The sequence below is a fragment of the Pseudodesulfovibrio halophilus DSM 5663 genome (assembly GCF_059568665.1).
Genome location: NZ_JCANTV010000002.1, coordinates 46,839 through 71,849, shown reverse-complemented (window position 1 = coordinate 71,849; position 25,011 = coordinate 46,839). Strand labels below are relative to the sequence as shown.

Genomic DNA, 25,011 nt, shown 5'->3' with positions numbered 1-25,011 from the left:
CTCATGACACTTTCGGCACGACAGCAGGATCAGTATGCCCGGCTCGTCCGGGAGCTTCGCTCCATGGAACGGGCCGTCGTGGCCTTTTCCGGCGGTGTGGACAGCGCCCTGCTGCTTCACGCCACGCGCGAAGCGCTCGGCGATAACGCCTTGGCGGTGACTTTCGACACCCCCTTCTTTCCGGAGGCAGAAGTCGCGTTCGCGGTGGAGATGTGCGAAGAGCTGGGCATCGCGCACCGGGTTGTCGAAATGGACATGCCGGACAGCATCAGACAGAACCCGCCGCAACGGTGCTACCTGTGCAAGAACGTGCTGTTCGGCGAACTCGTCAGGCTGGCCGAAAAGCAAGGCATCGACCACATACTTGACGGCAGCAACCTTGACGACCTCGGCGACCACCGTCCCGGACGCAGGGCCATCAAGGAACTCGGCATACGCAGCCCGTTGCTCGAGACGGGGATGACCAAGCAGGACGTTCGCGACCACTCCCGAGAACAGGGGCTTCCCACATGGGACAAACCGGCCGCCGCCTGCCTCATGACGCGTATCCCCCACGACACCTTTGTGGAGGAAAGCGAACTTGCGCGTATCGACCGGGGCGAGGCCTTTCTGAAATCTATCGGCTTTCCGGCGGTGCGACTGCGCAGCCACGGCCCGGTGGCCCGGCTGGAATTGCCGCCCGAGGATATCGCAGTCTGCCTCGACTCCGGACTTCGCCAGCGGATTGACGACGCCCTCAGAGAGTTGGGATATCGCCACGTGGCCGTGGACCTTGCGGGCTACCGCATGGGCAGCATGAACGAAGAAAGGGGCACCGAAAATGACGAATGACGCGCTGACCAGACTGCTGGAGGACATCCGGGACGGCAAGGTGACCGTGGAGCACGGGGCTGACCGGCTGCGCGACCTGCCGTACATGGATCTGGGACACACCAAATTCGATCTGCACCGCCCCCTGCGCAACGGCTTTCCCGAGGTCATCTACGGCGAGGGCAAGACCCCGGAACAGGTCGGTGAAATTTTCACCAGAATGGGAGACCGCACCAACATCCTCGCCACCCGCGTTTCTGCGGAGATGGCCGAGCATGTGTTGCGAGTCTGCCCGGACGCCGAGCACAACGCCGCGGGCCGCACGCTCACCCTGACCCGAACACCGGTGAAGTACCGGGACGGGGAAATCGCCATCGTCACGGCCGGCACTTCCGACCTGCCCGTTGCCGAAGAGGCGCTGGTTACGTGCGAAATGCTCGGCAGCCGCGCTTCCATCGTCTGCGACGTGGGCGTAGCCGGCATCCATCGCCTGCTGGAGCGCATCGAACAGCTTCGCAAGGCGCGGGTGATCATCGTCATAGCGGGGATGGAAGGCGCGCTGGCGAGCGTGGTCGGCGGCCTCGTCTCTCAACCCATCATCGCCGTGCCCACCTCGGTCGGCTACGGGGCATCCTTCTCGGGCCTTTCCGCCCTGCTCGGGATGCTGACCTCCTGCGCCAGCGGCGTGAGCGTGGTCAACATAGACAACGGCTTCGGCGCGGCCTGCGCGGCCTGCAAGATCAACAACCTCGGTTCCTGAGAGACTTGATCCGACAAACCATCCCAATAAGAGAAAGGCCGGGACGAAATATTTCGCCCCGGCCTTTTGCCTTACGCATGAAAAGTGTCTGCTAGAATCCTTCCTCAAGCGGCGGCCAGACAAGGGCTGGCGCGGATGGCTCCGAATCGGCCCGGGGATGGGCCGCAAGCGGCTTGGGGCCGACATTCAGGTGAACGTGACGCCCGTCCACGGTCAGCCGCTCTTCAGCGAGCCACTGCAGGGCCTGCGGCAGGATGCGGTGTTCAAGCTTGAGGATGCGCGGCCCGAGGGCATCGCCGTCCTCACCGGCCTGCACAGGGACGGCGGCCTGAATGATGATCGGGCCGTTGTCCATCTTCTCGTCCACGAAGTGCACGGTGCAGCCGGATATCTTCACCCCGTATCCGGCTGCGTCGCCCTGCCCGTGGATGCCGGGGAAACTCGGCAACAGGGCGGGATGGATGTTCACCACGCGGTTGGGAAAGGCGTCCAGCAGTGCCGGGGTGACGATGCGCATGAACCCCGCCATGACAACGGCTCCTTCGGGCGCGGTGACGCCGTGCTCACGCATGGCCGCGACCATGTCCCTATCAAAGGCTTCACGGCTGGCGTAGTCCTTGTGGGACATAACCTTGGTGGGGATGCCGTGGTTGCGGGCGCGGGTGATGCCGTAGGCCCCCGCCCTGTTGGAAATGACCAGCCTTATCTCCGCGTCGAGCGAGCCCTCCTCGATGCGGTCTATGATGGACTGGAGGTTGGACCCTCCGCCCGAGACGAGAACTGCTAGAGGCAGCGCCATGTCGGAATCTCCCTTAGTGCGTGCGTTGAAAAACCAGTCCGGCCTTGTCGTCGGTCAGCTCACGAGCCTTGGTCTCCAGCCAGCGCCGGACCTCCCTGTTGCCCCACGGCAGGGTGCCGAGCCCGGCGTGGAGCAGGTCCCAGCAGTAGAGCCGGTCACCGCGCTTGCGGGCCAGAAAGAAAACGTTCCGAAAATCCTCGCTCCCGTCGTCGCCGCTGACGGTGAACCGGGAGAAACTCAGGACCCGGATATCCGTGCCGGGGACCTCGGAGGCCACAAAGCTGCCGCCGTAGCTCTCTCCGCACCCGAAGGCCTGCGCGTGCCACTCGGGTCCGCTCTTGCCTATTACCACCACGGGAGCCACGCCGCAGTCGCCGGGGGATTCATCGCTTGCCGCCACGTATTGCCATTCGCCGAGCCAGCTTTCGGGCAGCCCGATGGCGTCTTCATAGACCAAAGGTTCCACCGATGCGGGCAGACAGCCGCCCAGCATCATACAGAGAATGAGAGCCCCGAGCAGCCCGATGAAAAAGGTCCTGTTCATGATCCTCCCCCGCTTGCGTGCGGTCCTTGTAATGCAAGCGGACGGGATGCTCAAGAAAAACCCCGGCCCTTTAAACGTCCAGCTCTATCCCGATCGGGCAGTGGTCGGAACCCATGACGTCCGGCTCTATCCAGGAGCGCAGCACCTTCTCGCGCAGCTCCTCGGAGACGAAGAAATAGTCTATGCGCCACCCCGCGTTGTTCTTGCGGGCGTTGAAGCGGTACGACCACCATGTATAGTGGTGCGGCCCATCCTCGAACATGCGGAAGGTGTCCACGTAGCCGTGCTCGATGAATTTGTCGATCCACTGCCGCTCCTCGGGCAGAAATCCGGATCGCTCGGAATTGGACTTGGGATTCTTGAGGTCGATTTCGGTGTGCGCGGTATTGAAGTCGCCGCCGACCACCACGGGCTTGTCCCGGCGCAGCTCCTCGGCATGGGCGAGAAACGCATCGTAAAAGCCCATCTTGTAGCGGAGGCGTTCGTCGGACATCTGCCCGTTGGGGTAGTAGATGTTGAACAGCCAGAAGTCGGGGTATTCCAGCCGCACCACGCGCCCTTCGCCCTGATACGCTTCATCGGGAAGGCCGTAGTGCACGGAAAGCGGTTCGGGACGGGAGAAGCAGGCAGTGCCGGAATAGCCCTTCTTGACCGTGGCCCAGTTCCAGTAGTGGTGCTCGTAGGATTCAGGAGCCCTGCCCTCATCCGAGAGCTGGTCGGGGTGCGCCTTGGTCTCCTGCAGCATGACCACGTCGGCCCCGCAGGCGTCCAGCCAGTCTTCGAAGCCCTTCTTGAGCACGGCGCGGTAGCCGTTCACATTCCACGAATAGATGATCATCCCGCCTCCCGGGAACACGCAAGGGAACCGACCCCGCCGATACGGGGACGGCTCCCTTGCGGAAAAGATGCTTCGCCCGTCGCCGGGCGACCTGTCCTAGTCTTCGTTGGGCGTGCTGACCTTGATCATTGCCAACGTGGCGATGACGGCGACCAGACCCAGAAAAAACCAAAAGAAACCCATCATAAGCCTTACCCTCCTCGATTGTGGCGATTGTCCGCCATGAGTCCGAACTCCATAACAAAACTTTTCATGGTTGAAAAGCGCCCGCCCCGCCGAAAGGCGAACACGTTCCCGCTTGCCAGCGACGGCCCCCTGCCGTACAAATCCGCCATGCCAGAAAGCGACGTCATCATCCTCGGGGCCGGGGCTTCCGGTCTTTACTGCGCCATCAACGCGGCCCGAGCGGGCCGGAGCGTCACCGTGCTCGAACACGGACAGAAGCCCGCCATGAAGGTCCGCGTCTCCGGCGGCGGCCGCTGCAATTTCACCAACCTGGAGACCGGCCCGGAGGACTACCTCTGCGACAACCCGCACTTCTGCAAGTCCGCGCTGGCCCGCCACACCCCGTGGGACGCGGTGGCCTTTTTCGCGGAGTGCGGCCTGAGTCACGAGGAAAAGGCCGCCGGACAGCTTTTCTGCGCGGAAAAGGCCGGACGGCTCGCCGGGGAACTGGTCGACCGCGCCAAGAAGGCGGGCGTCGAGATCGTCCTCGACGGCAGTATCGAAGCCGTTTCCGGCGAAGGACCGTTCACCGTGCGTTTCAAGGGCGCAGAGTACACCGCCCCGAAGCTGGTGGTGGCCCTGGGCGCACCGTCATGGCCGCAGGCAGGAGCCAGCCGTCTCGGCTTCGACATCGCCCGGCAGTACGGGCTGAATCTCATCAAGCCCCGCCCCGCGCTGGTGGGATTCGAACTCTCCGGCCCTGATGCCGAGCTGTGCCGATCACTGGCGGGGACCGCGCTCCCCGCACGGGTCGAGACATGCGGCACCGCACACCTCGACGACCTGCTGTTCACGCACAAGGGCATTTCAGGACCAGCGCCCATGCAGGCCTCCCTGCGCTGGAACCCCGGCGCCCCGCTCATCGTGGACTTCCTTCCCGGACAGAATATTGTGGAGCTCATCGAGAACAACCGCGGCCCCATGAAGCTGGGCAGGCTTCTGGAAAAGCACCTGCCGAAACGATGCGTCGCCCTGCTGCCGAAATCGCTGACGAACAAGCCGCTGGCCGAGATTTCCAAAGGGGATGCGGCGCGGGCCGCTGGTCTGCTGCACCGCCGGGAGCTGCTTCCGCGCCGGACCGAAGGCTACGCCAAGGCAGAAGTCACGGCGGGCGGCGTCGACACGGACGCGATCTCCTCCAAGACATTCGAGTGCAAGAAGGTGCCGGGACTGTACTTCATAGGCGAGGTGCTGGACGTGACGGGGCGGCTCGGCGGATACAATCTCCAGTGGGCGTGGGCCTCGGCGCACGCCTGTGCAGAGGCCCTCGGCAGAGATTGATCGTTACAAGGAAACGTACCAGCGCATGGCCGCTTCCCCGACGAGGATGTAAAGCATGGCCCCGAAACAAAGAAAGGGACCGAAGGGGATTCTGGTCTTGAAGCCGGATGCCCCGGGCAGTCGCATGTAGATCACGCTGCCGACCATGGCGCCCAGCGCGGCTGCGAGGATGGTGAACGGCAGCCCCGCCGGTCCCACGAGCGCGCCCACCGGCAGCATGAGCTTTACATCGCCGGTGCCGAGTCCCTCCTCCTTGCGCACGATGCGGTAGACCCGCTGCATGACCCAGAACAGCCCGGCAGCGAAGCCCGCCCCCAGAAGCGCGGGCTTGAGCGGCATCAGCACGTTGCCGAGCTGCAGACCGAGCATTGCCTTATAAGCAATCACCAACACGAAGCCGCCGATTGTCACGCGGTCCGGCAGGATGAACGTGCGAAGGTCCACGAAGCTGCCGAAGATGAACAGCCCGCCGAAGACCATGTTCGCCAGCCAGAACCACGACAGCCCGAACTTGACCGAGAGGGCGACCGCCCAGAGCGTAAAGGTTGTCTCGATGGCCGGTCCGAGGGGCCGCTCCGGGCTGCCCGCGGAAGCGGGCGAAAAGAGCCAGCGAAGCGGCAGGGGGAAGCGAAACGGCGACAGCAGCGGCTTTTCTTCAACATAGCGGTGCACCAGAAGGGTACACAGGCTGCCGAGCAAAAGCCCCGCGCCCATGGCCGTGGGCAGGGCGAACCACAGTGTTTCGGGTATGGCATCCGGTGACGGCATGAGGCTTCCCACTTGATGAATGCGTCGGAATTATGCATGAATGGCGCGTAGCGGGCAGTCGACAGCAACGACGCGGACCGCCCTTTCCGACCTTCCGGGGCCCCGACTCGGCTCCCGGACGTTCTCGCCATTTTGGCTACTTCATTTCCTGTCCGCGCACAAGCCGGGCCACACGGAATCATTCGAGGGAGACCATGTCCGAGCATCGATTCATACCGCACCTTTCGCAAGACGAAATCGCCGACATCCAGAGCAGGGGGCTTCAGTGGACCGTGAAGCACTCTTACGAGAACAGCCCCTTCTACGAGGCGAAGCTGCGCGAGGCCGGAGTGGAGCCGGGCGACGTCACCTCCCTGGACGATATCACCAGTCTGCCCTTCACCACCGCGGAAGACCTCAAGGCGGGGTACCCGCTGCCGCTGCTGGCCGTGCCCGAGGCGGACGTGGTGCGCATCCACGGCTCCAGCGGCACCACGGGCAAGCGCAAGATTCTCAGCTACACCCAGCGCGACATCGACACATGGAAGCACATGTTCGCCCGCTGCTACGAGCTGGCCGGACTGACCGTGGAAGACCGCGTGCAGATATGCGTGGGCTACGGCCTCTGGACCGCCGGCGCCGGATTTCAGCTCGGCTGCGAACACTTCGGGGCCATGGCCCTGCCCATCGGCCCGGGGATGCTGGAAATCCAGCTTCAGATTCTGGAAGACCTGAGCCCCACCTGCCTGTGCTCCACGGCCTCCATGGCTCTGCTCATGGGCGAGGAGGTTCAGAAGAACGGCCTGTTGGAACGCATATCCCTTAAAAAAGCCATCTTCGGCGGCGAGGCACACTCCGAAAAGATGCGCAGGCAGTTCGGCGAGGCGTTGGGGCTGGAGGACAGCTTCGACATCACGGGCATGACCGAGCTCTACGGTCCGGGCGCGGGGCTGGACTGTGCGGCCCACGACGGCGTCCACTACTGGGCGGACATCTACATTCTGGAGATCCTCGACCCGACGACGCTGCAACCCGTGGAGCCGGGGGAAGTGGGCGAGATGGTGGTCACCACCCTCTCCAAGGAAGCCGCGCCGCTCATCCGCTACCGCACCCGCGACCTGACGCGCCTGATTCCCGGCACCTGCGCCTGCGGCGTCTCCATGCCCCGTCACGACAAGATTCTGGGCCGCTCGGATGACATGTTCATCTTCCGCGGCGTGAACATCTACCCCGGCCAGATCGCCGAGGTGCTGGGACACGTCCCCGGCGTGTCCGCCGAATACCTCATCCAGCTCACCCGCCGCGACGGACTGGACCACATGGCCGTGCGCGTGGAGCGCAGGCCGGACGAACGCTCCGACAGCGATCAGGCGCTGGCGCGGGCCGTGGGCGACGAGATCAGAAAGCACATTCTCGTTCGCAGCGAAGTGCAGATCGTCAACCCCGGCGAGCTTCCGCGCAGTTTCGGTAAGACCAAGCGCGTGCAGGACGACCGGGCCGACACCTGATCCAACCGCCGGCCCGCCCCGCCGGGCCGGAAGGAGTACGCCGTGCCAAGCCTTTCCGACGACGCCTCGCGCCATGTGGTCATCGACCACCGGCAGGGGCACTATCTCTGTTTTCCGGACGTGCGCACCATGAACGACGGCAGCCTGCTCGTGGTCTACAACGAATATGATCGGCACGTGGGCAACCGCCGCAGGCTCATGCAACAGCGCAGCACGGACGGCGGCCTGACATGGTCCGGCCCGAGGATGATCCGCGCCCGCCGCAGCCACTGCCCGCGCCTTTCCGTTCTTTCCGACGGCCAGATTCTGCTCATGGACGACGTTCCGCCCAACGCCACATGGTCCACGGACGGCGGCGAGCACTGGGTGGCGGACGACCGCGTGAAAATCACCGCACACGGCCTGCTGGACCGGCCGCTGGCCCTCGGCACGGAGACCCTGCTCACGACCGGGCACTGTCACCGGGGGCAGGCGGCGCATCCGGCCATCCGGCAGGCGCCCACGGAGCAGATGCTTTACCGCTCAGAGGACCGGGGCGCCACATGGGAGCAGCACGCTCCCATCGCGCGCCATCGCAATCTGGTGCTGTGCGAAGGCAGCCTGTGTTTGCTCCCTGACGGCAGGCTGGCCTGCCTCATGCGCGAGAACAGCATGGTCTATGAGCCCATGTACCTGAGCCTGAGCGACGACGGCGGCGACACATGGTCCGACCCGATTCCCACGCCGCTCGTCGGGCACCGTCCCACGCTGGGGATCACCCCGGACGGGAAGCTGCTGGCGACCTATCGCAACGTCGGACCGGACTGGGGAACCGCCGCATGGATGGGTGATCTGGACGAACTCACTTCAGGGTTCCGGGTCCACGGCAGGATCTCCCATGCGTCGCCACCTGAGTTCACCGCCGAGGGGATGCGCTGGCGAAACGACGCAGGCCCGGACGTCACGCGCTTCGCCCTGCGGCCCATGACCGATCCCCGCTCCGCCACCGCCGAGCTTGAGGCCACCCTGCGCGTGGACCGCGCCGGGCGGAACGGCTGCGGCCTGCGGCTCGGCTGCTGGTGGCGCGTCTTTCCGGACCGCGTCGAGGCCGAGGGGGAGCATGTGCTCCCTCTGGAGCCGGGCACATTCAACCACTTCCGCCTGAGCTATTCGGGCGGTGTCTGCGAACTGACGGTCAACGACCGCGACCGCATTGCCATGACCGTCCCCATGGACAGCGCCGAGACGCGCGGCATCCTTGTGGGCGCACCCCTGCCCTTCGAGGACAACGAGGTGGACTGCGTCTGGCGGAACCTGAAGGTGAGCGTCAACGAACCACGCGAGCTGCGCGAACATCATTTTGCGTGGGACCACACGCAGGGCCTGCCGGATCGCTGGGTGCGGGAGAAGGTGCTGGAACTGAAGAACGACCGTCATGCGGCATGGGCGGATTTCGGCTACTCGGGCTGGTGCGTCACCCCGGACGGCGACTTTTTCTGCGTCTATCATCACGGCGGGGGCGATGAACCGGATTACGCTCCCGGCCTGTCATCTCGGATCATGGGCACACGTTTTTCAAGGGATGATTTCAAATGATACGGGAACAGGATTTCCAACATGAACACGACGCTACGCGACTGGAGAGCGTTCTGGTGCTGCCGAAAGGCGAAGGACCGTTTCCCGGCGTACTGCTGATTCACGAATTCACGGGCCTCGGCGAGTCCACCCTCGACCATGCCCGCGCGCTTGCGGCCGAAGGGTTCGCCGTGCTGGCCGCAGACTTCTACGGCCCGGCCCTGCGTCCCGCCACGCGCGAGGAGGCGGCCACGGCGCACCGCGTCTTCCGGGACGACAGGCCCTTCATGCGCCGCCGGGCCAGAGCCTGCCTCGACGCGCTCGCCGGACACCCGGATGTGGATGAAAGCCGCCTCGGCGCGCTGGGTTTCTCTTTCGGCGGCGGCGCCGCGCTGGAACTGGCGCGTACCGATGCGCCCCTGAACTGTGCGGTGAGCATCTACGGATATCTGGACACATCGCACCCGGCGCAGCCCGGTGACATCCGCGCGCAACTGCTTGTCGTGCGAGTGGCCGGTGATGCGGTTGCGCCCGACGAGCAGGCTGCTGACTTCGAGCAAGAGATGAACGCGGCCGGAGCCGAGTGGGACATGGTGCTGCTGCGCGACGTGGAGCACGGCTTCGCCGATGTCGGCAACGACTGTTTCGACGCGCCCGCGGCCTCCCGCGTGCAGGACATGATCGCCGGAACGCTGATCGAAGCCCTCCGGGACCGCTAGCAGCCCATCTTCTTGGTCACGAGCACCAGAAACGCTTCGGCTTCGGGGAAGCGGGGGTTCAGCTTCAAGGCCTGCTTGAGGTGGTCGCGGCACTCGTCCAGCTTGCCTTTCTCGTACCACGCACGGGCCACATTGAAGTGCAGGTGGTCGTCCTCGCCGTTGATCTCCATGGCCTTGACGTAGAAACGGATGGCGTCGTCGTAGAACTCGCGCTTTCTCAGGTTGATGCCGAACTCGTTGAACTTGTGGCGCTGCTCCTCGCGGAACACCTCGTCATTGTTCAGCAGCCGGTCCAACACTTCGCGCAGCTTGGAAAATTCGCGCTGTTCAGAGTAGACGTCGGTAAGCCCGATGTTGGCGTCCACGTTCTCCTCCTGCATGACCACGACCTCGCAGAATTCGCGCTCCGCGTCCGTGAGCTTGCCGAGGTTGAAGTAGCGCCTGCCGAGCTTCACCTTGCGATACAGGGTCTCCATGCAGGGGAGGGTCCGCTGCTGGTAGTAGTCCAGCTCAGGAGTATAATATTTGAGAAATTCCTCGCGGTCCACGATGCGCCGGACGCCGGAGGGAAGGCTGTTGGCGTTGAGCGGCTGCACCTCGTAGGCCTCGTCGTGCAGTTTGCAGACGAACCAATAGGTACCGTTGCGGTACCGGGACCCGCGCTCACCGACTTTGTACTGATAGCGCGTACTGTGGGAGTAGACCCCCAGAATCTCCCTCTCGCTCACGTAACCCCTCGCTCAAAATGCGTTTTTACGCCCGAGACCATGCAAAGACGCCGCATACCAGCCGGAGTGCGGCCCGAACTCGCCGCAAATGCTCCCCGTCCCGAACGCGTTTGCGGCATCCATCCGGGAACTACCCGATATACGCCCGGGAAGCAACAGTCCCTTGCATCGAGACACGATTTGCAGCAGTATGAAAAGTGGAGGTAATTATATGGAAAAGCAACGAATCAAGGACATCTTCGACGCCTATTTCGAGAAGTACAAGAAGACCGAGGGCGACCGCACCTCGTGGTCCGCCTTCTGGACGGAGCACACGCCCAAGGGCGAACTGGTGCTGAACATGACCAAGTGCCCGGAAGGGTTGACCTTCAAGATTTTCGTGGACAACAAAAAAGTCGACGAAGTCAAGGGCTGGGACGCCTTCTTCGAGGCGGTCTCCAAACTGGACCCCGAGCTCTATGACGAGGACGCCATCTTCGAGGGCATGGAGTTCGCCACCTGACCCCCGCTAGACCAGCACCACCCTGAAATCCACGCTGATGAGATCATACACGACGTGGTAGCCGAGATGCTGGAAAAAGCGGGATGAACCGTAGATAATGCCCCACTCGGTGCGGTCGAGGTCGAGGTTTCCCTGAAGGGAGACTCCCTCGGCCGCATTTCTGAGTTGGGCGGCAAAAAAGACGTCGCGGGTCGCTCCGCACATGGTCAGGTCACCCATGACCCGGTAGTTCGGCAGCGTGGCCGGGGCGTCGGGGATGGGCTGCATCCCGGTGATGCGGAACACGGCATCCGGAAACAGTGATGTGAAGAAGAAGTCATCGGAGCGCAGGTGTTCCTCCAGCACCGGCTGCAGTTCGTCGCCTTCAAGATCGAGGTTTTTGAGTCCGCCCATGTCCAGCTTGAATTCGCCAGTCATACTGCGGGCGTCGAACTCGCCCGCGCTCACGGGAAGCAGCCCGTGGTGCGAACCGTTGGCGCTCCGCCCCGTCCAGCGGATGACGCTTGCCGGCGCGGCCAGCGGATACACCCGCTGCTCAAGCACAAGCTCGGGGTGCGGCGGATCCACCGCGCGCACCGCGGACCCGTCCAGCGGATACCCCTCCTCACGCCATTCCTCCAATCCGCCCGGGAAATAATACACATGGGCATACCCCGCGCGCTCCAGCTTTTCGGCGGCGGCGAGGCAGTCCAGCGATCCGGGGCCGGCCCCGTAGAGGAGCACCGCGGCGTTTTTGTCCGGGATGATCTTCTCCATGAGCGCAACGAATCCGACCTCGTAGACGCAGGCGTTCACCGCGCCGGGGATGTGGCGCCGCTCGAAATGCTCGGGCACCAGAACATCCACCAGCACCGCCTTTTCCTCACGGATCATGTCCATAGTCTCGATGATGCCGAGCTTGCCGATAGCCATGTGTTCCTCCGGGCGTGGACCGGCCTGAGCGAAAGCTCCGGGCCGATGCTTCGGTTTATCCATTTCATCCGGAAAGTATTGCAAAGAGTAACGTTTCGTCAAGCCGAAGCGACGCATTTGCCGCAGGCACCTCCCTGCGCAGGCCACTCTAATCCGCTTGTTTTTTCAATACACCCTGCTATCGTGCCATGAGGTACAAATCATGCGCACTACCATCAAGTCCACCACACTGCTCATTCTGGCGGGGACGTTCGCGGCCACCGTCGCGGCGGCTTTCGCCATTTTTCACGCATTCCTGCTGCCCGAATTCGAAAAGATCGAAACAGAGCAGGCCCGTACCAACGTGGTCCGCACGGTGAAGATCATCGAGCACTCGGTGGACAACCTGCAAAGCCTCACGCGGGACTGGGCCTGGTGGGACGACACCTACGACTTCGTTCAGAACCGGAACCGGAAATATCTCCGCTCCAATCTGGTGCCCTCCACCTACACGGAGACCAACCTGCAGGCAGTGGCCTTCTTCAGGCCGCAGGGGCAGATCATCTGGGGGAAGGGTCTGGCGGACGACCGCAAATCCCTTGTGCAGATCCCCTGGCAGCTGGAAGCCTTTGTGCATCAGTGGGCCCCGAACGCCGTGAAGACGAACGACATGACAACCAAGGGCCTGCTCGCCGTGGGCGAACAGGTGCACATGATCTCCGTGGAGCGCATCAGGAACAGTGACCTGAGCGGCCCGCCGCGCGGCTGGATGCTCATGAGCCGCCTTCTCGACGCATCGCTGCTCGACAGGATAAGCGAGCAGATGCAGGTGAACCTTTCCATGTCCCCTCCTCCCAAGGACGCCCGGCCGGGATCCATTACGACCAGAAAGAAAGGAGAGACCATCACGGCCGCGACCGTGCTGGGGGACGTCATGGACAGGCCCGCGCTCAAAGTCTCCATGGTCCTGCCCGCACGCATCACCAAGACCGGCTACAGGACCATGTATACCCTGCTCGGGATGCTGGTAGCCGCGAGCTTTTTGCTCTCGGTGCTGGCGTACCGGCAGTTCCGGGTGCGCGTGACCGACCGCATCATGGATATTCGCGGTCAACTCTCCACCGTGGCCGGAGACCGTGACCGCAGCAGCACCATCCAGTTGCCGGGCGACGACGAGGTCACCGATCTGGCCGGGGACATGAACACCGTCATTCGGGAACTGCGTGCGCAAGAGACCTTCCAGCAGGAACTCATCGACTCGATGCAGGTGGGCGTGGCCATGGTCTCGGCAGATACCCGGACGGTGGTACAGATCAACCGCAAAGCCGCGGAAATGATCGGGCTGGCGGAAGAGGACGTGATAGGCGTCCCCTGCCAAAAGGTCATCTGCCCACAGAACAACACCGACTGCCCCATACTCGACCAGGGAAAAAGCGGCGAAATGCGCCGGTGCGAGATCGTCACTGCCGACGGCACACGCAAGCACATCCTCAAATCCGCCGTTCCCGTAATCCGCCATGGCGCGACGTTCCTCCTCGAATCCTTCGTGGACATCACCGAACTGGAAACGGTCCGCAGCGAGCTTGCCGAATCCGAAAACCTGTACCGCGCGATTTTCATGAACACCGGCACGGCCACCATCCTCATCGAAGAGGACTGCACCATCGCCATGGCCAACGGCGAGTTCTGCAAACTGGTGGAAGCGCCTTCCGAGGATGTGGTGGAACACCACTCACGCTGGATGGATTTCTTCCACCCCGAAGACGCAATCTGGATGCTCGAATACCACAAGAGACGGCGCGCGGACCCTGACAGCGCGCCACGCTCCTACGAGGCGCGCGTTCTCACCTCCGGGGGCGGGGTCCGAAATGTGGAGCTCACCGTGGGCGTGGTTCCCGAGACCTCCATGAGCGTGGCCTCGCTGCTGGACATCACCCGCCGCAAGGCCGTGGAGAACGAGCTGGCACGAAAGGCCTATCACGACACCGTCACCAATCTGCCCAACCGTTATTTCCTCATGGACGAGCTCGAAAGACGCATCCCCGAAGTCACGGGAACCGAACGGCTTCTGGGCATGTTCATGCTCGATCTGGACGAATTCAAGAACATCAACGACACCTTTGGCCACGCAGCGGGAGACGCACTGCTCGCCGATGTGGGCGCCCGCCTTCAGGAGAGTCTGAAGCCGGGCGATCTGCTGGTCCGGCTCGGCGGGGACGAGTTCGGCCTTCTTTCGGAAAGCGGTATGGGCCGGGAAGGTCTGAGCACCAGGGCCGAGACGCTGCTTGAATGCTTCCAGTCGCCGTTCTACGTCGGCGACGCGAGCTTCTACCTCGGGGCGAGCATCGGCATCGCCGCCGCGCCCGAAGACGGTGAGAACGCCGAAGAGATCGTCCGCTCCACCGATTTGGCCATGTATCAGTCGAAACAGGTGGGCAAGAACACGTACAGCTTCTTCACCCATGCGCTCAACCAGCGCTCTCGCGCTCATCTCGAAATCGAGAACGCCCTGCGGCACGCGCTGGACCGCGACGAAATGGAGGTCTGGTATCAGCCCAAGGTGGATGTCACGGAGGGTACCGGAGAGATCGTCGGCATGGAGGGGCTTGTCCGCTGGCGACGCGACGGCAAGCTCGTGCCCCCCGGTGACTTCATCCCCTTTGCGGAAAGAACCGGTCTGATCAAGGGGATAGACCTTTTCGTCATGGAACGCGCCTGCCTCGACACGCTGGAGTGGTATCGGCGCACCGGCACAATCCGTCCGGTATCCGTGAACCTCTCGGCCAACCACTTCATGCGCGAGGGGCTCGTGGACGAAGTGGTCGGCATACTCGAGCGCACACAACTGCCTCCGGAGCTGCTGACGCTGGAGCTCACCGAGACCACCCTCATGAAGAACTTCGAGACTGCGGCCTCCGTCATGAACCAGCTTACGAAGCGGGGCGTGCTCTTTTCGCTGGATGATTTCGGTACAGGCTACTCATCGCTCTATTACCTCAAGCGTCTGCCCTTCAGCACCCTGAAGATCGACCGGAGCTTCATCTGGATGCTCGACGGCAAGGACGCCGAAGGGAGGACCTTCGTCCGCACCATCGTGACCCTCGCGCGCGAGCTGGGCCTGAACACGGTGGCCGAGGGCGTGGAGACGCCGGAACAGCTCAAATATCTCATGGCCGAAGGGTGTTCCTGTATTCAGGGCTACCTTTTCTCCCCTCCAATGCCCGCATCGGATTTCAGCCGGCAGCTTGAGCAGAGCGGCTACGAAATACCGGACCCTGCCACATAAAAGGGCGGGAGGAAAACCTCCCGCCCCGTCATGCTCTAGCTGTCGGACGACTATTCGGCGATGGTCAGCACCGAGTCGGCGACGAACTCGCGGCCTTCGAAAAGGTCCTCGTCCATGTTGCCGGTCACGCTGACCACGTCACCCACGTCGATTCGCTGGTATCCTTCATTGTCGAGCGGGTTGAACGGCAGCTCGTCAACTTCCACCACGACTTCGCGCAGGCCGGTATCGAGCTTGAACTCCTCCGACCCCACTATATCGGTGACAACGCCTCGCAGGACCATGTCTCCATATTCCACGCGGCCATAATAGGTAAGGGCGAAATCCTCTTCATCCATGGGGCTGGCGTAGAAATAGGTGTTCAGCTTCTCGACGTACACGCTCGAAGCCTCAATGGTCCGCTTTTCGTACACGTCATCGTCAACGCGGCCGGATACGGTCACCTCGTCACCCTTTACCAGCTTGTATCCGTCGGCGTCTCTGTCACCGTCATCCATCTCCACGGTGATCTTTCCATCACCATAGTCAACGGTGAAGGAGTCCGCTTTCACCTCCTCGACGGTGCCGCCGAAAGTGATCCACGAATCGTTTCTGGCTCCGGCAGGGTCCGCAGCCGCTGCAGCGACAGCGGTGAACACTATCATCATCATTGCCGTTGCCATACATGTCGTCATCTTGATGTATCGCATGGAACCTCCTTGTCTTTGCGGTTCATACAAACCAAGTTTTCGATGATGGGCATATTGGCTCAGTCAGCCGCGGACTTGAAGGGAACGAATTCGGTAATAATTAGTGAGGCCGATTTCCCCACAAGGAAAATTTCCCATCCATGAAAGGGGTTACGGCAAAGACTCCCCCCGGGCCGGTTCACGACCCGGAAAAACGGCTCCTTGGGGACGTCGTGTTTGTCGCCCTCGATGTACGTCATTTCTTGATTTATCTACCTAATCAAGTAAGATTATAACGCGTCCGAAACGGAATACGCCCATCAATTCTTATCCAACCGAGGAACATGAAACTTTCCGCACGCTCCCGCTACGCGACACGTCTGCTTCTCGATTTGGCCCTGCGACAGACCGACATGCCGCAATGCACCACGGTTCTCTCCGAGTCCACGGGCATCTCCGCCCAGTTCATTGAGCAGATCATCCGCCCGCTCAAGAAAGAAGGGCTGATAACCTCGGTCCGCGGCGCCGCGGGCGGACACATTCTGGACAAGGACCCGGCCGAGATCACCGTCGGCGACGTGGTGCGCATCATGGAAGGCGGCATCCGCCTCACGGACTGCATCAATGATGACGGCCTGTGCGAAAGAACCCCGGTCTGCCGCACTCGTCAGGTCTGGCAGCGGGCGTCCAAGGTTCTTGAGGAGGAACTCGACTCCATCACCCTTGCCGACCTCATGGAATCACCGGAAGGCACTCCTTTCACCGACTGATCCGCCAGCCCGAACCACCCTCCACCGCCCCTCGCGTGCCCACGGCACCCCGTCTGCTTTTTCACCAAAATTTCATGTTAAAAAAATCGCAATCTTGAGCAGTATTTTTTCAACATGCTGTTTTAAAAGAACATCCTAAAAATACACCCCCTTGACAAGTATACAATTTTCCGGTTAATCCGGACCTCTCCAATCGGGAATAACTCGGTACGATTTGCCTCCATTCCGGACTAGATTAATCCCGATTGACTTTATCAGATATCGTGACCGTTCCATCCCGAAGGCAATCAGGCCTGCAATGGAACAAACGGGACACCGTCCCGAGGGACAGGGCGAGACGTGAACAGAGCCGATACCTATCGACACACGAGCAAATCGCTCCATTGCGAAGCCCCGAGGCATCGCGAGGTCTTCGCCTTTTCAGCCGACCATGCCGCAATGGAGGCCGACGTCTGCGACGGCCCCGACGCCATCCTGCCTCAGTTGCCCAATCGTCCCGGTGTCCGACTGTCCCCCGGGGCTTCTTCCTCGCTGTCGCCGCATGAAGTGAAGAACGCCCACTGCGAACCTCCCGGCGACAAAGCTGTCGAGTCGTAAAACTGGAGTCCCCATGCCGGAACGAATCATCATCATAGGCGCCGACGCACCCGCCCTGAACGGCGTCCTGAAATACATCGAATCCCGTTCAGCGGAGGCTGTCGTCCTCTACCCGGAACAGAATCCCCTGCCGGAATTCACCTGCACCGCGATCGAGCAGTATCTCGGTCACGGCATCGATTTCCCCGAACGGCAGCGCGCAGTGGGCGTCGATACGGCCAACCGCCACGTTCTCGTCCGCGACATAGTCTCCGGCGCCGAATCACATCTCGAATACGACAAGCTCATTTTTGCCACGGCGGCGGCCCCGTCGGACCTCGACGTTCCCGGCGAACACCTCACCGACATCACCCGCATCGCCACGGACGAAGACGCCCGCCGCCTCCGCCCGGCGGACGGCAAAACCGTGGTCATCGGCAGCGGACACAACCTGCTGCTGACGGTATCCGCGCTGATGCAACACGGCCGCGGTGAAATCGAGATCATCTCCGGCCCCTGCCCGCAGGGCTTCGACCCGCTTTCCGGCAACCTCATGGATATGGTGGCCCACCACATGGCCGAAAAGGGCGTGACCATCCATGAGGGGCACCAGCTCAAGGGCATCGAACGCGACGGGGACAGGCTCAGAGTCGTGACTGACAGAGCAGCCGTCAGCGCGGACCGCATCATCAACGCCCAGTTCAGCAGCCCGCTCTCCGCCATTGCAGCCGACGCCGGGCTTGCAACCGGCCAGACAGGCGCCATCATCGTCAACGAGAATCTGCGCACCGATATTTCCGAAATCCTCGCCTGCGGCAGCTGCGCAGCCTTCAAGAACAGCAACTGCAAGACGCCCATTCCGGGCACCGCGATCCGCTCCACGGAACTTCGGCAGGCCACGGTCCTCGCCGCATCTCTGGCCGGAGCAGAGCCGGTCTTCACGGCCCCGGCCTGCGCCTACTCCGTAAAGCTGGGCGAGCTGACGGCCGCCGGCGCCGGGCTCACCGTCGACGCCGCGCGCCGCTGCGGGTTCAGCGCCATGAGCTCCACGGCAATCCAGTTCGACCGCGCGCACTTCATGCCCGACGCCGCGCTCATGACGCTGGAGCTGGTCTTCGACGCCGACACGCGGCAGGTCCTCGGCATTCAGGGCATCAGCACCATGGGCGACGCCCTCTGCGGTCGCGTCAGCGCGGTTTCGGCCATGCTGACCAGAAAGCCGAGCATAGAAGACGTTGCCAACCTCGAAATCGCCTACGCGCCCCCCTTCGCCTCGGCCATGGATGTGCTCAACACCGTGGCCAACGTGGCAGACAACATGCTGGCCGGGATCAACAGCGGAATCGACACCCGCGACTTCCAGCGCCTCTGGGCCGAGCGCGATAACGGCGACCACTTTTTTCTGGATTGCAGGGAACTGGGCAACGCCCAGCCGTTTCTGGAGCGGCACCCCCTGCACTGGAACCACATCCCGCAGGGCGAACTGGCCCGGCGGCTCGATGAAGTCCCCGAAGACGCAAGGATCGTTCTGGTCTGCAACACCGGCACCCGCTCCTACGAGGCGCAGGTGATCCTGAGGCACGCCGGATTCGAGGACGTGATCAACGTTGACGGCGGCATGTCCGCCCTCAAGCAGAGCGGCGTCAAGCTCTAGGCCGCTCACGACCAAGGCAACAGGCCTCTCCACAGTTCCGGAGGGGCTGGAGAAGCATCAATACAGTTTCAAAGGAGTCCTGAAATGAAAAAACTGGTTATTCTCGGCGCGGGCGCGGGCGGCACCATGGTCGCGACCAAGATGCGCGAAAAGCTCGATCCCAAGGAATGGGAAATCACCGTCATCGACCGCGACTGGAAGCATCACTACCAGGCGGGCTGGCTGTTCGTGCCTTTCGGCATCTACACCCTCGACGACTGCGAAAAGCCCAAGGCCGACTTCCTGCACGGCGTGAACTTCGTGCAGGACACCATCCAGAACCTCGACCCCGAAAAGAAGGTCGTCACCTGCAAGGAAGGCAAATACGAGTACGACTGGATCGTGGTCGGCACCGGCTGCCGCATCGTGCCTGACGAAATCGACGGCATGATGGACGACTGGCGCGGCGACATTCACGACTTCTACACTCCCGACGGAGCGGAAGCCCTGTTCAAGAAGTGGAAGTACATGAAGAAAGGCCGCGTGGTTCTCAACATCGCGGAAATGCCCATCAAATGCCCGGTCGCCCCGCTCGAGTTCGTCTACCTCGCAGACTGGTTCTTCACCGTCAACGGCGTGCGCGAGAACATCGAGATCGACCTCGTCACCCCGCTCACCGGCGCGTTCACCAAGCCCGTCGCCGCCGAGATTCTCGGCCGCGTGTGCAAGGAAAAGAACATCAACGTCGTCCCCAACTTCAACATCGACAACGTCGACCCGGGCAAGAAGATCATCGAGGACGTCATGGGCGAGCAGGTCCCCTACGACCTGCTGGTCTCCATCCCGCCGAACTTCGGCGCCCAGTTCCTCATGGACTCGGAAGTTTCCGACCCCATGGGCTACATGGACACCGAGAAGCACACCCTGAAGTCCGCCCAGTACGAAAACATGTACATCATCGGCGACGCCACCAACTGCCCGACCTCCAAGGCCGGCTCCGTGGCACACTATGAAGCCGACATCGTGGTGGACAACATGCTGCGCGAAATGGACGGCGAAGAGCCGCGTCCGGACTACGACGGACACTCCACCTGCTTCATCGTCTCCGGTTACGAGAAGGCCTACCTCATCGACTTCAACTACGATGTCGAGCCGCTGCCGGGCAAGTACCCGTTCCCGGGTCTCGGCCCCTTCGCGCTGCTCGGCGAGAACCACCAGAACTACTGGGGCAAGATGATGTTCAAGTGGGCCTACTTCAACCTGATGCTCAAGGGACACGAACTGCCGCTCGAACCGCAGATGTTCATGGCAGGCAAGATGCGCCACATGGCAGGCAAATAACCCTGCGGAGGCAATATCATGAGTAACGAAGCAGCTATTATGGAACGCCTCGACAAGATCGAGGAAAACATAGCGTTCCTGACCGAACGCGCGAGAGCCACCGAAGAGCTCAAGCAGGACCTGTCGCCCATCGTACACGACGGCTTCAAGGTGCTGATGACGGAATTCGGCAGCATCGAGCACGGCTTTCAGCTTGAAGACCTCACCGAGTTCATCAAGAAGCTGATGCTCAACATCAACAACCTGACCTACATGCTGGACAAGATGGAAGACGCCATCGACCTCTGGCAGACCATGGAGCCGCTCCTGCACTCCTCGGTCCCCCAGCTCATCCAGTACCTGGACGAACTGGAACAGAAGGGCGTTTTCGAGACCTACCGCGCAATGATCGACATCCGCGCGAAGGTCGCCGAGACCTACGGCGTCGAAAACATCCGCAACATGGGCGACTCCTTCGTCTTCCTCATCGGCATGCTGGAAAAGCTGAGCGACCCGAAGGTGCGCATGATGATCGAAGGCGCGGCGAACGCCTTCTCGGAACTGGACCTCACCGATGTCAAGCCCACCGGCCCGCTGGGCATGGTCGGCGGCATGGCCTCCAAGGACGCCAAGCGCGGCCTGGGCATCATGCTCGAGATGACCAAGACGCTTGGCAAGATCGGTATGGAAGTTCCCAAGGTGGACGGTCACGGCAGGGCTGCCGAGACCAAGGAAGAGGCATAAAAAGGCCAACCCCGGCGGTTTCGACGCATCGAGCGCCGCTCCCGCCGGGGTTCACATACAGGCCGCAATAGTTCTGCCAATCAGTCAGGACTCCATGACGGCCCATGCCGCTTCCTCACCTCAACCTCAAGGACTGGAACTGGTCCTTTGGCGGCATGGGCCCGCTCTGGAATCATTGCGGGCCTGAAAATAGCTACCGGCCTTCAGGCTGCGGACCATCGGTCCGGCCGGGGCCACAATGCGAGGAGCATTATGGCTAAAAAAATACTCATCATCGACGACGATCCGAACATCGTCTCGTATCTCGACGACCTGTTCACGGACAACGGTTACCAGACCTGCTCCACCAGTGACGGAGCCGGGGCCGTGGACCTCGTGAAGAGCGAAAAGCCCGACCTCATCACCCTCGACCTTGAAATGCCGAAGGAATGGGGCCCGCGGTTCTATCGCAAACTCACGCAGCAGGGCGACGAATACAGGGACATCCCCGTGATCGTCATTTCCGGCCTCGAGAGCAATCAGTACGCCATTCAAAAGGCTGTTGCAAGCCTCTCGAAGCCCTTTGACAGGGAAGAACTGCTCGGGATCGTCAAAGAGACGCTCGGCGAGTAGCTTTCCGGCAACCTTCCGGCCCGGTGGACGCCTCACAACGTCATCTCCTCCGCCGGGCCGGATTCAATCCAGCAACTCCGAGACCGCAGAAAGGCAACTATGAAGACACGGGTTCTCCTCACGGGCGGCGACACATCTCAAACCGAAGCCATTGCGACCATGGCGGCCGAATCCGGACGGCACGTCACGCTCTGCGCGTCGGGCGCCGAGATTCTGTCCGCGCTCGACTCCGGAACCGATGGCGGCGACTTCATAGTCCTGTGCGACCTGCACCCGTCCGACATGACTGGACTGGACCTTGTCGAGCGGATTCGCGGCAAGCACGCCAATGCCCGGGCCGTGGTCACGGTCGGTCCCGATGAAATCGAACAGGGCGTCAAGGCGCTCCAACTCGACGCCTCGGATTTCATGGTGGAACCGGTCACCCGCGACGCGCTGGATGTGTGCCTGAGACGAGCCGACCAGAGGCTTCGCACCGACGGGTGCGAAGCCTCGGCTCAGCTGCCGGCTCCGCATGACGCGCCGCAGCTCACCTTTCAACAGCTCTTCGACGAAGTGCCCTGCTATATTTCCGTGCAGGACAGGGACCTGCGCATCACCCGGGCCAACCGACGCTTCAAGGAAGACTTCGGGGACGAAATCGGCGGCCACTGCTACCGCATCTACAAGCACCGCACGACCCCCTGCCCCAACTGCCCGGTGGAGAACACGTTTTTCGACGGCAAGCCTCACCAGACAGAGGAAATCGTCACCACCATGTCCGGCAAGCAGCACAACGTGCTCATCTGGACGGCGCCCATCCGCGACGAATCCGGCGCGATCACCCATGTCATGGAGATCGCGACCGACATCACCCAGATTCGCGAGCTGCAGGACCACCTGACCAACCTCGGCCTCATGATCGGCTCCATCTCCCACGGCATCAAGGGCATGCTCACCGCCCTCGACGGCGGCATGTACAAGCTGGAGTCCGGCGTCAAACGCAAGGACTACGAAAAGATCGAGGAAGGCGCCGACCTTATCAAGCTCATGGCCAACCGCGTGCGCAACACGGTCCTGGACATTCTCTTCTACGCCAAGGAGCGCGACCTGAACTGGGAGCATGTCAACGTGGTCGAATTCGCCAGCGAGATCGCCGCAGTTGTCGACGCCAAGGCCAAGAACGAGGACATCCGGCTCGTCAGGGACATAGACAACTCGCTGGGCGAGTTCGAGATTGATCCTTCGGTCGTCTCCTGCGCGCTGGTGAACATCCTCGAGAACGCCATCGAAGCCTGCCGCGATGACGAACCCGACAAGGATCACGAGATCCTGTTCAGCGTCACCCGCCAGAACGGACACGTCATCTTCAAGGTCTGCGACAACGGTCCGGGCATGGACCGCGAGACGCTCGGCAAAATGTTCTCCCTGTTCTTCTCCTCGAAGGGCAGCAAGGGCACCGGCCTCGGGCTGTTCATCGCCAACGACGTCATCGAGCAACACGGCGGCAAGATCGAAGTCGAGTCGGAGCTCGACAAGGGCACCTGCTTCACCATCCTGCTGCCCGCCACCTGCCGCTGGCATCACGGAAAGACCTCCGAACTCGCCTGCATGAGCCCCGGTCCGGTCTCCTGACGGACGGCAGGCCGAATATTTCCCGCTCAACGGGGGGCTGAAGGCGGGGACCGGGAAGGGGCGTTCCCGGTCCCCGCCGCTCGCTCCCCGACTTTTCTTCTCTCCTTCAAGCGGCTTCCTACGCGCGCGGCCACTGCCGTCTAATCGCGAACGCCATCCCATGGCTGAATCTGCACGTTTCGTGTTATAATATCATCTCGTGCCCTTTCGTCCGAACATTTCAAGAACAGAACCTTCGTGCACATGCTTCTGATTTGATTGCACACAGCTGCACAACAATCGGAAAGACTTTGCACTTTTTTATACTTTTCGAGTATAGAAAAGACTGGCTACACATGTAAGTATCCATTTTTGCGGTACATTCACACACGGCACGCTTATTGTTAAGGGATATACACAAAGGAAGCACCCATGTACGCAACAAGAATCATCATCCCACTCGCCCTGCTTGTCCTCATAGGCACCGCGCACGCGGCCGCCGCCCAGTCGGAGCAGGCTCCCGCTCCGGAAACGACGGTCGGCGACTACATCGGCGACAGACCCGAACTGCAGGACCTGCGGAGCTATTTGAGCCGCGCCGCGGAAAACAACAATGAACTTCGGGCCGCTTTCCAGCGCTGGCGGGCGGCGGTCAAGCGCTCGGTACACGCCGACGTCTTGCCCGACCCCAAGTTCACTTTCGCCTACTACACAACGCCGCTTGAGACGCGCGGCGGCCCCGCTCGCTACAAGTACGGCCTTTCCCAGACCCTGCCGTTCTTCGGTAAGCTGGACCTCAAGGAGCAACAGGCCCTGCGCGAAGCGGACGGCCTCAAGGCAAAGCTCGACGAGCTGAAGCTCAAGACCTTTTACGAGGTCAAGAAAGCCTACTACGAATACGCCTACCTCGCCCGGGCCATCGACATCACCCGCGAGACCATCGCGCTGATGGAATATCTGGAGCGGATCGCCAATGCCCGGTTCAGCACCGGCTCCGCCTCTCATTCCGACGTGATCCGTCCACAGGTGGAGCTCGGCAAGCTGGAAGACCGACTGCGCTCCCTGCGCGACCTCAAGCGTCCGCAGGCGGCACGCATCAACGCCCTGCTGGATCGCCCGGAAGGCACCGAGGTTCCCCTGCCGCCGTCGATCCCGGTCATGGTCATCCTCGAGGAAGAGGAAACTCTTGCGGCCGAAATGAAAGAGTCGAACCCCGGCCTGCGCTACTGGGACATGAAGGAAGCCGGGGAGCAGGCCGGCGCGGAGCTGGCGGAACATGACTACTATCCCGACTTCACCCTCGGCGTCGAATCCACGGAAGTGGACGATTCCCGCGCCCCCACGCAGGTCACCGGCGACGGGCAGAACCCGGTCATGGTCTCCATGTCCTTCAATCTTCCCGTTTGGTTCAATGACAAGCAGGCGGCCGTGGACGAGAACCGCGCCAAGGCCAGAGCCGCCCGCCGCAGCAGGGCCGGGCTGGAACGCAAGCTGGAGGCCGACCTGCAGCTGGCGCTCTACAAGTACCGCGACGCCGGTCGCAAGCTCGAACTTTACAAGAATGCGCTGATCCCCAAGGCGGAGCAGTCTCTTGGCGTGATAATGGAAGCCTTCATGACCGGCTCCGGCTCTTCGCTCGACCTCGTGGACGCCGAGCAGACCCTGCTCGAACTGCAGCTCTCCTATTACCGCGCCCTGACCAATCAGGCCGAGCGCATGGCCGAGATCGAAATGCTGGTGGGCCGCGAACTCCCGTGCACCTTCCACGGCTCGCTGCTGAAAACCGACCCTCTCGACGGACAGGAAGGAGATTCCTGATGCGCCGCATCTCACCACATGAACCGTTCACACCGTCTGCTCTGCGGAGTGTTTTCCGCATCAGCGAAACATCCCGGACCGAATC

The 25,011-nt window shown here is 62.1% G+C and carries 23 protein-coding genes; 16 read left to right on the top strand and 7 right to left on the bottom strand.

Annotation, left to right across the window (positions count from 1 at the left end; all coding sequences use genetic code 11):
- Nucleotides 1-3 precede the first annotated feature (3 nt).
- Nucleotides 4-831 (top strand): ATP-dependent sacrificial sulfur transferase LarE, encoded by an 828-nt coding sequence (gene larE, locus BR24_RS00805; protein ID WP_496539612.1) that lies wholly within the window; start codon nucleotides 4-6, stop codon nucleotides 829-831.
- The gene (gene larB / locus BR24_RS00800; protein WP_496539611.1) at nucleotides 821-1,570 is read left to right on the top strand and encodes a nickel pincer cofactor biosynthesis protein LarB; all 750 of its coding nucleotides are present in this window, start codon (nucleotides 821-823) and stop codon (nucleotides 1,568-1,570) included. The genes larE and larB overlap by 11 nt, the downstream gene beginning before the upstream one ends.
- Before the next feature lie 91 nt (nucleotides 1,571-1,661).
- Here the strand turns inward: larB and purN are convergent, their stop codons facing one another.
- The 3 genes from purN to BR24_RS00785 all read right to left on the bottom strand — a co-directional run bounded on the left by purN (nucleotide 1,662) and on the right by BR24_RS00785 (nucleotide 3,751).
- Nucleotides 1,662-2,369, bottom strand: coding sequence for a phosphoribosylglycinamide formyltransferase (gene purN, locus BR24_RS00795; RefSeq protein WP_496539610.1), 708 nt, complete (start codon nucleotides 2,367-2,369; stop codon nucleotides 1,662-1,664).
- A gap of 13 nt (nucleotides 2,370-2,382) precedes the next feature.
- The gene (locus tag BR24_RS00790) at nucleotides 2,383-2,913 is read right to left on the bottom strand and encodes a hypothetical protein (protein ID WP_496539609.1); all 531 of its coding nucleotides are present in this window, start codon (nucleotides 2,911-2,913) and stop codon (nucleotides 2,383-2,385) included.
- 70 nt (nucleotides 2,914-2,983) lie between these two features.
- Nucleotides 2,984-3,751, bottom strand: coding sequence for an exodeoxyribonuclease III (locus BR24_RS00785; protein WP_496539608.1), 768 nt, complete (start codon nucleotides 3,749-3,751; stop codon nucleotides 2,984-2,986).
- Between the two features lie 252 nt (nucleotides 3,752-4,003).
- On the opposite strand from BR24_RS00785, the gene BR24_RS00780 reads away from it, so the two are divergent.
- Nucleotides 4,004-5,257, top strand: coding sequence for a BaiN/RdsA family NAD(P)/FAD-dependent oxidoreductase (locus BR24_RS00780; RefSeq protein ID WP_496539607.1), 1,254 nt, complete (start codon nucleotides 4,004-4,006; stop codon nucleotides 5,255-5,257).
- Nucleotides 5,258-5,260: 3 nt separating this feature from the next.
- Here BR24_RS00780 and BR24_RS00775 read toward each other — a convergent pair whose 3' ends face one another.
- Nucleotides 5,261-6,025 carry a prepilin peptidase gene (locus BR24_RS00775; RefSeq protein ID WP_496539606.1) on the bottom strand — a complete coding sequence of 255 codons (765 nt, stop codon included), beginning with the start codon at nucleotides 6,023-6,025 and terminating at the stop codon, nucleotides 5,261-5,263.
- 194 nt (nucleotides 6,026-6,219) lie between these two features.
- On the opposite strand from BR24_RS00775, the gene BR24_RS00770 reads away from it, so the two are divergent.
- Genes BR24_RS00770 through BR24_RS00760 form a run of 3 tightly spaced genes read left to right on the top strand, consistent with a single transcriptional unit; the run spans nucleotide 6,220 to nucleotide 9,785 of the window.
- Entirely contained in the window at nucleotides 6,220-7,512 is a 1,293-nt protein-coding gene (locus BR24_RS00770; RefSeq protein WP_496539605.1) for a phenylacetate--CoA ligase family protein, read from the top strand.
- Between the two features lie 42 nt (nucleotides 7,513-7,554).
- The gene (locus BR24_RS00765) at nucleotides 7,555-9,087 is read left to right on the top strand and encodes a sialidase family protein (RefSeq protein ID WP_496539604.1); all 1,533 of its coding nucleotides are present in this window, start codon (nucleotides 7,555-7,557) and stop codon (nucleotides 9,085-9,087) included.
- On the top strand, nucleotides 9,084-9,785 hold the full coding sequence (locus BR24_RS00760) for a dienelactone hydrolase family protein (RefSeq protein ID WP_496539603.1): 702 nt from the start codon (nucleotides 9,084-9,086) through the stop codon (nucleotides 9,783-9,785). The genes BR24_RS00765 and BR24_RS00760 overlap by 4 nt, the downstream gene beginning before the upstream one ends.
- Here the strand turns inward: BR24_RS00760 and BR24_RS00755 are convergent.
- Nucleotides 9,782-10,513 (bottom strand): tetratricopeptide repeat protein, encoded by a 732-nt coding sequence (locus BR24_RS00755; RefSeq protein WP_496539602.1) that lies wholly within the window; start codon nucleotides 10,511-10,513, stop codon nucleotides 9,782-9,784. The two genes, BR24_RS00760 and BR24_RS00755, sit on opposite strands and share 4 nt — an antisense overlap.
- A gap of 211 nt (nucleotides 10,514-10,724) precedes the next feature.
- On the opposite strand from BR24_RS00755, the gene BR24_RS00750 reads away from it, so the two are divergent.
- A complete protein-coding gene (locus tag BR24_RS00750; protein WP_496539601.1) occupies nucleotides 10,725-11,015 on the top strand; it encodes a hypothetical protein in 291 nt (96 codons plus the stop codon).
- 6 nt (nucleotides 11,016-11,021) lie between these two features.
- Here BR24_RS00750 and BR24_RS00745 read toward each other — a convergent pair whose 3' ends face one another.
- Nucleotides 11,022-11,927, bottom strand: coding sequence for a YceI family protein (locus tag BR24_RS00745; RefSeq protein WP_496539600.1), 906 nt, complete (start codon nucleotides 11,925-11,927; stop codon nucleotides 11,022-11,024).
- A gap of 202 nt (nucleotides 11,928-12,129) precedes the next feature.
- Between BR24_RS00745 and BR24_RS00740 the strand changes: the two genes are divergently transcribed.
- Nucleotides 12,130-15,192 carry an EAL domain-containing protein gene (locus BR24_RS00740; protein ID WP_496539599.1) on the top strand — a complete coding sequence of 1,021 codons (3,063 nt, stop codon included), beginning with the start codon at nucleotides 12,130-12,132 and terminating at the stop codon, nucleotides 15,190-15,192.
- A 50-nt stretch (nucleotides 15,193-15,242) separates the two neighbouring features.
- Here the strand turns inward: BR24_RS00740 and BR24_RS00735 are convergent, their stop codons facing one another.
- Nucleotides 15,243-15,881 (bottom strand): hypothetical protein, encoded by a 639-nt coding sequence (locus tag BR24_RS00735; RefSeq protein ID WP_496539598.1) that lies wholly within the window; start codon nucleotides 15,879-15,881, stop codon nucleotides 15,243-15,245.
- A gap of 323 nt (nucleotides 15,882-16,204) precedes the next feature.
- Between BR24_RS00735 and BR24_RS00730 the strand changes: the two genes are divergently transcribed.
- From BR24_RS00730 to BR24_RS00695, 8 genes are all read left to right on the top strand, one after another.
- On the top strand, nucleotides 16,205-16,630 hold the full coding sequence (locus BR24_RS00730) for an RrF2 family transcriptional regulator (RefSeq protein ID WP_496539597.1): 426 nt from the start codon (nucleotides 16,205-16,207) through the stop codon (nucleotides 16,628-16,630).
- Between the two features lie 339 nt (nucleotides 16,631-16,969).
- Complete coding sequence (locus BR24_RS00725) at nucleotides 16,970-17,227, top strand: hypothetical protein (protein WP_496539596.1); 258 nt, start codon at nucleotides 16,970-16,972, stop codon at nucleotides 17,225-17,227.
- A gap of 13 nt (nucleotides 17,228-17,240) precedes the next feature.
- A complete protein-coding gene (locus BR24_RS00720; RefSeq protein ID WP_496539595.1) occupies nucleotides 17,241-18,860 on the top strand; it encodes an FAD-dependent oxidoreductase in 1,620 nt (539 codons plus the stop codon).
- 84 nt (nucleotides 18,861-18,944) lie between these two features.
- Nucleotides 18,945-20,180, top strand: a complete 1,236-nt coding sequence (gene sqr, locus BR24_RS00715) for a type III sulfide quinone reductase, selenoprotein subtype (protein ID WP_496539594.1) — start codon at nucleotides 18,945-18,947, stop codon at nucleotides 20,178-20,180.
- A gap of 18 nt (nucleotides 20,181-20,198) precedes the next feature.
- Nucleotides 20,199-20,903 carry a DUF1641 domain-containing protein gene (locus BR24_RS00710; protein WP_496539593.1) on the top strand — a complete coding sequence of 235 codons (705 nt, stop codon included), beginning with the start codon at nucleotides 20,199-20,201 and terminating at the stop codon, nucleotides 20,901-20,903.
- A 252-nt stretch (nucleotides 20,904-21,155) separates the two neighbouring features.
- Nucleotides 21,156-21,515 (top strand): DVU0259 family response regulator domain-containing protein, encoded by a 360-nt coding sequence (gene divK, locus BR24_RS00705; RefSeq protein WP_462966113.1) that lies wholly within the window; start codon nucleotides 21,156-21,158, stop codon nucleotides 21,513-21,515.
- Nucleotides 21,516-21,614: 99 nt separating this feature from the next.
- Nucleotides 21,615-23,129, top strand: a complete 1,515-nt coding sequence (locus BR24_RS00700) for a two-component system sensor histidine kinase NtrB (protein WP_496539592.1) — start codon at nucleotides 21,615-21,617, stop codon at nucleotides 23,127-23,129.
- A gap of 411 nt (nucleotides 23,130-23,540) precedes the next feature.
- A complete protein-coding gene (locus tag BR24_RS00695; RefSeq protein WP_496539591.1) occupies nucleotides 23,541-24,926 on the top strand; it encodes a TolC family protein in 1,386 nt (461 codons plus the stop codon).
- Nucleotides 24,927-25,011: the final 85 nt, after the last annotated feature.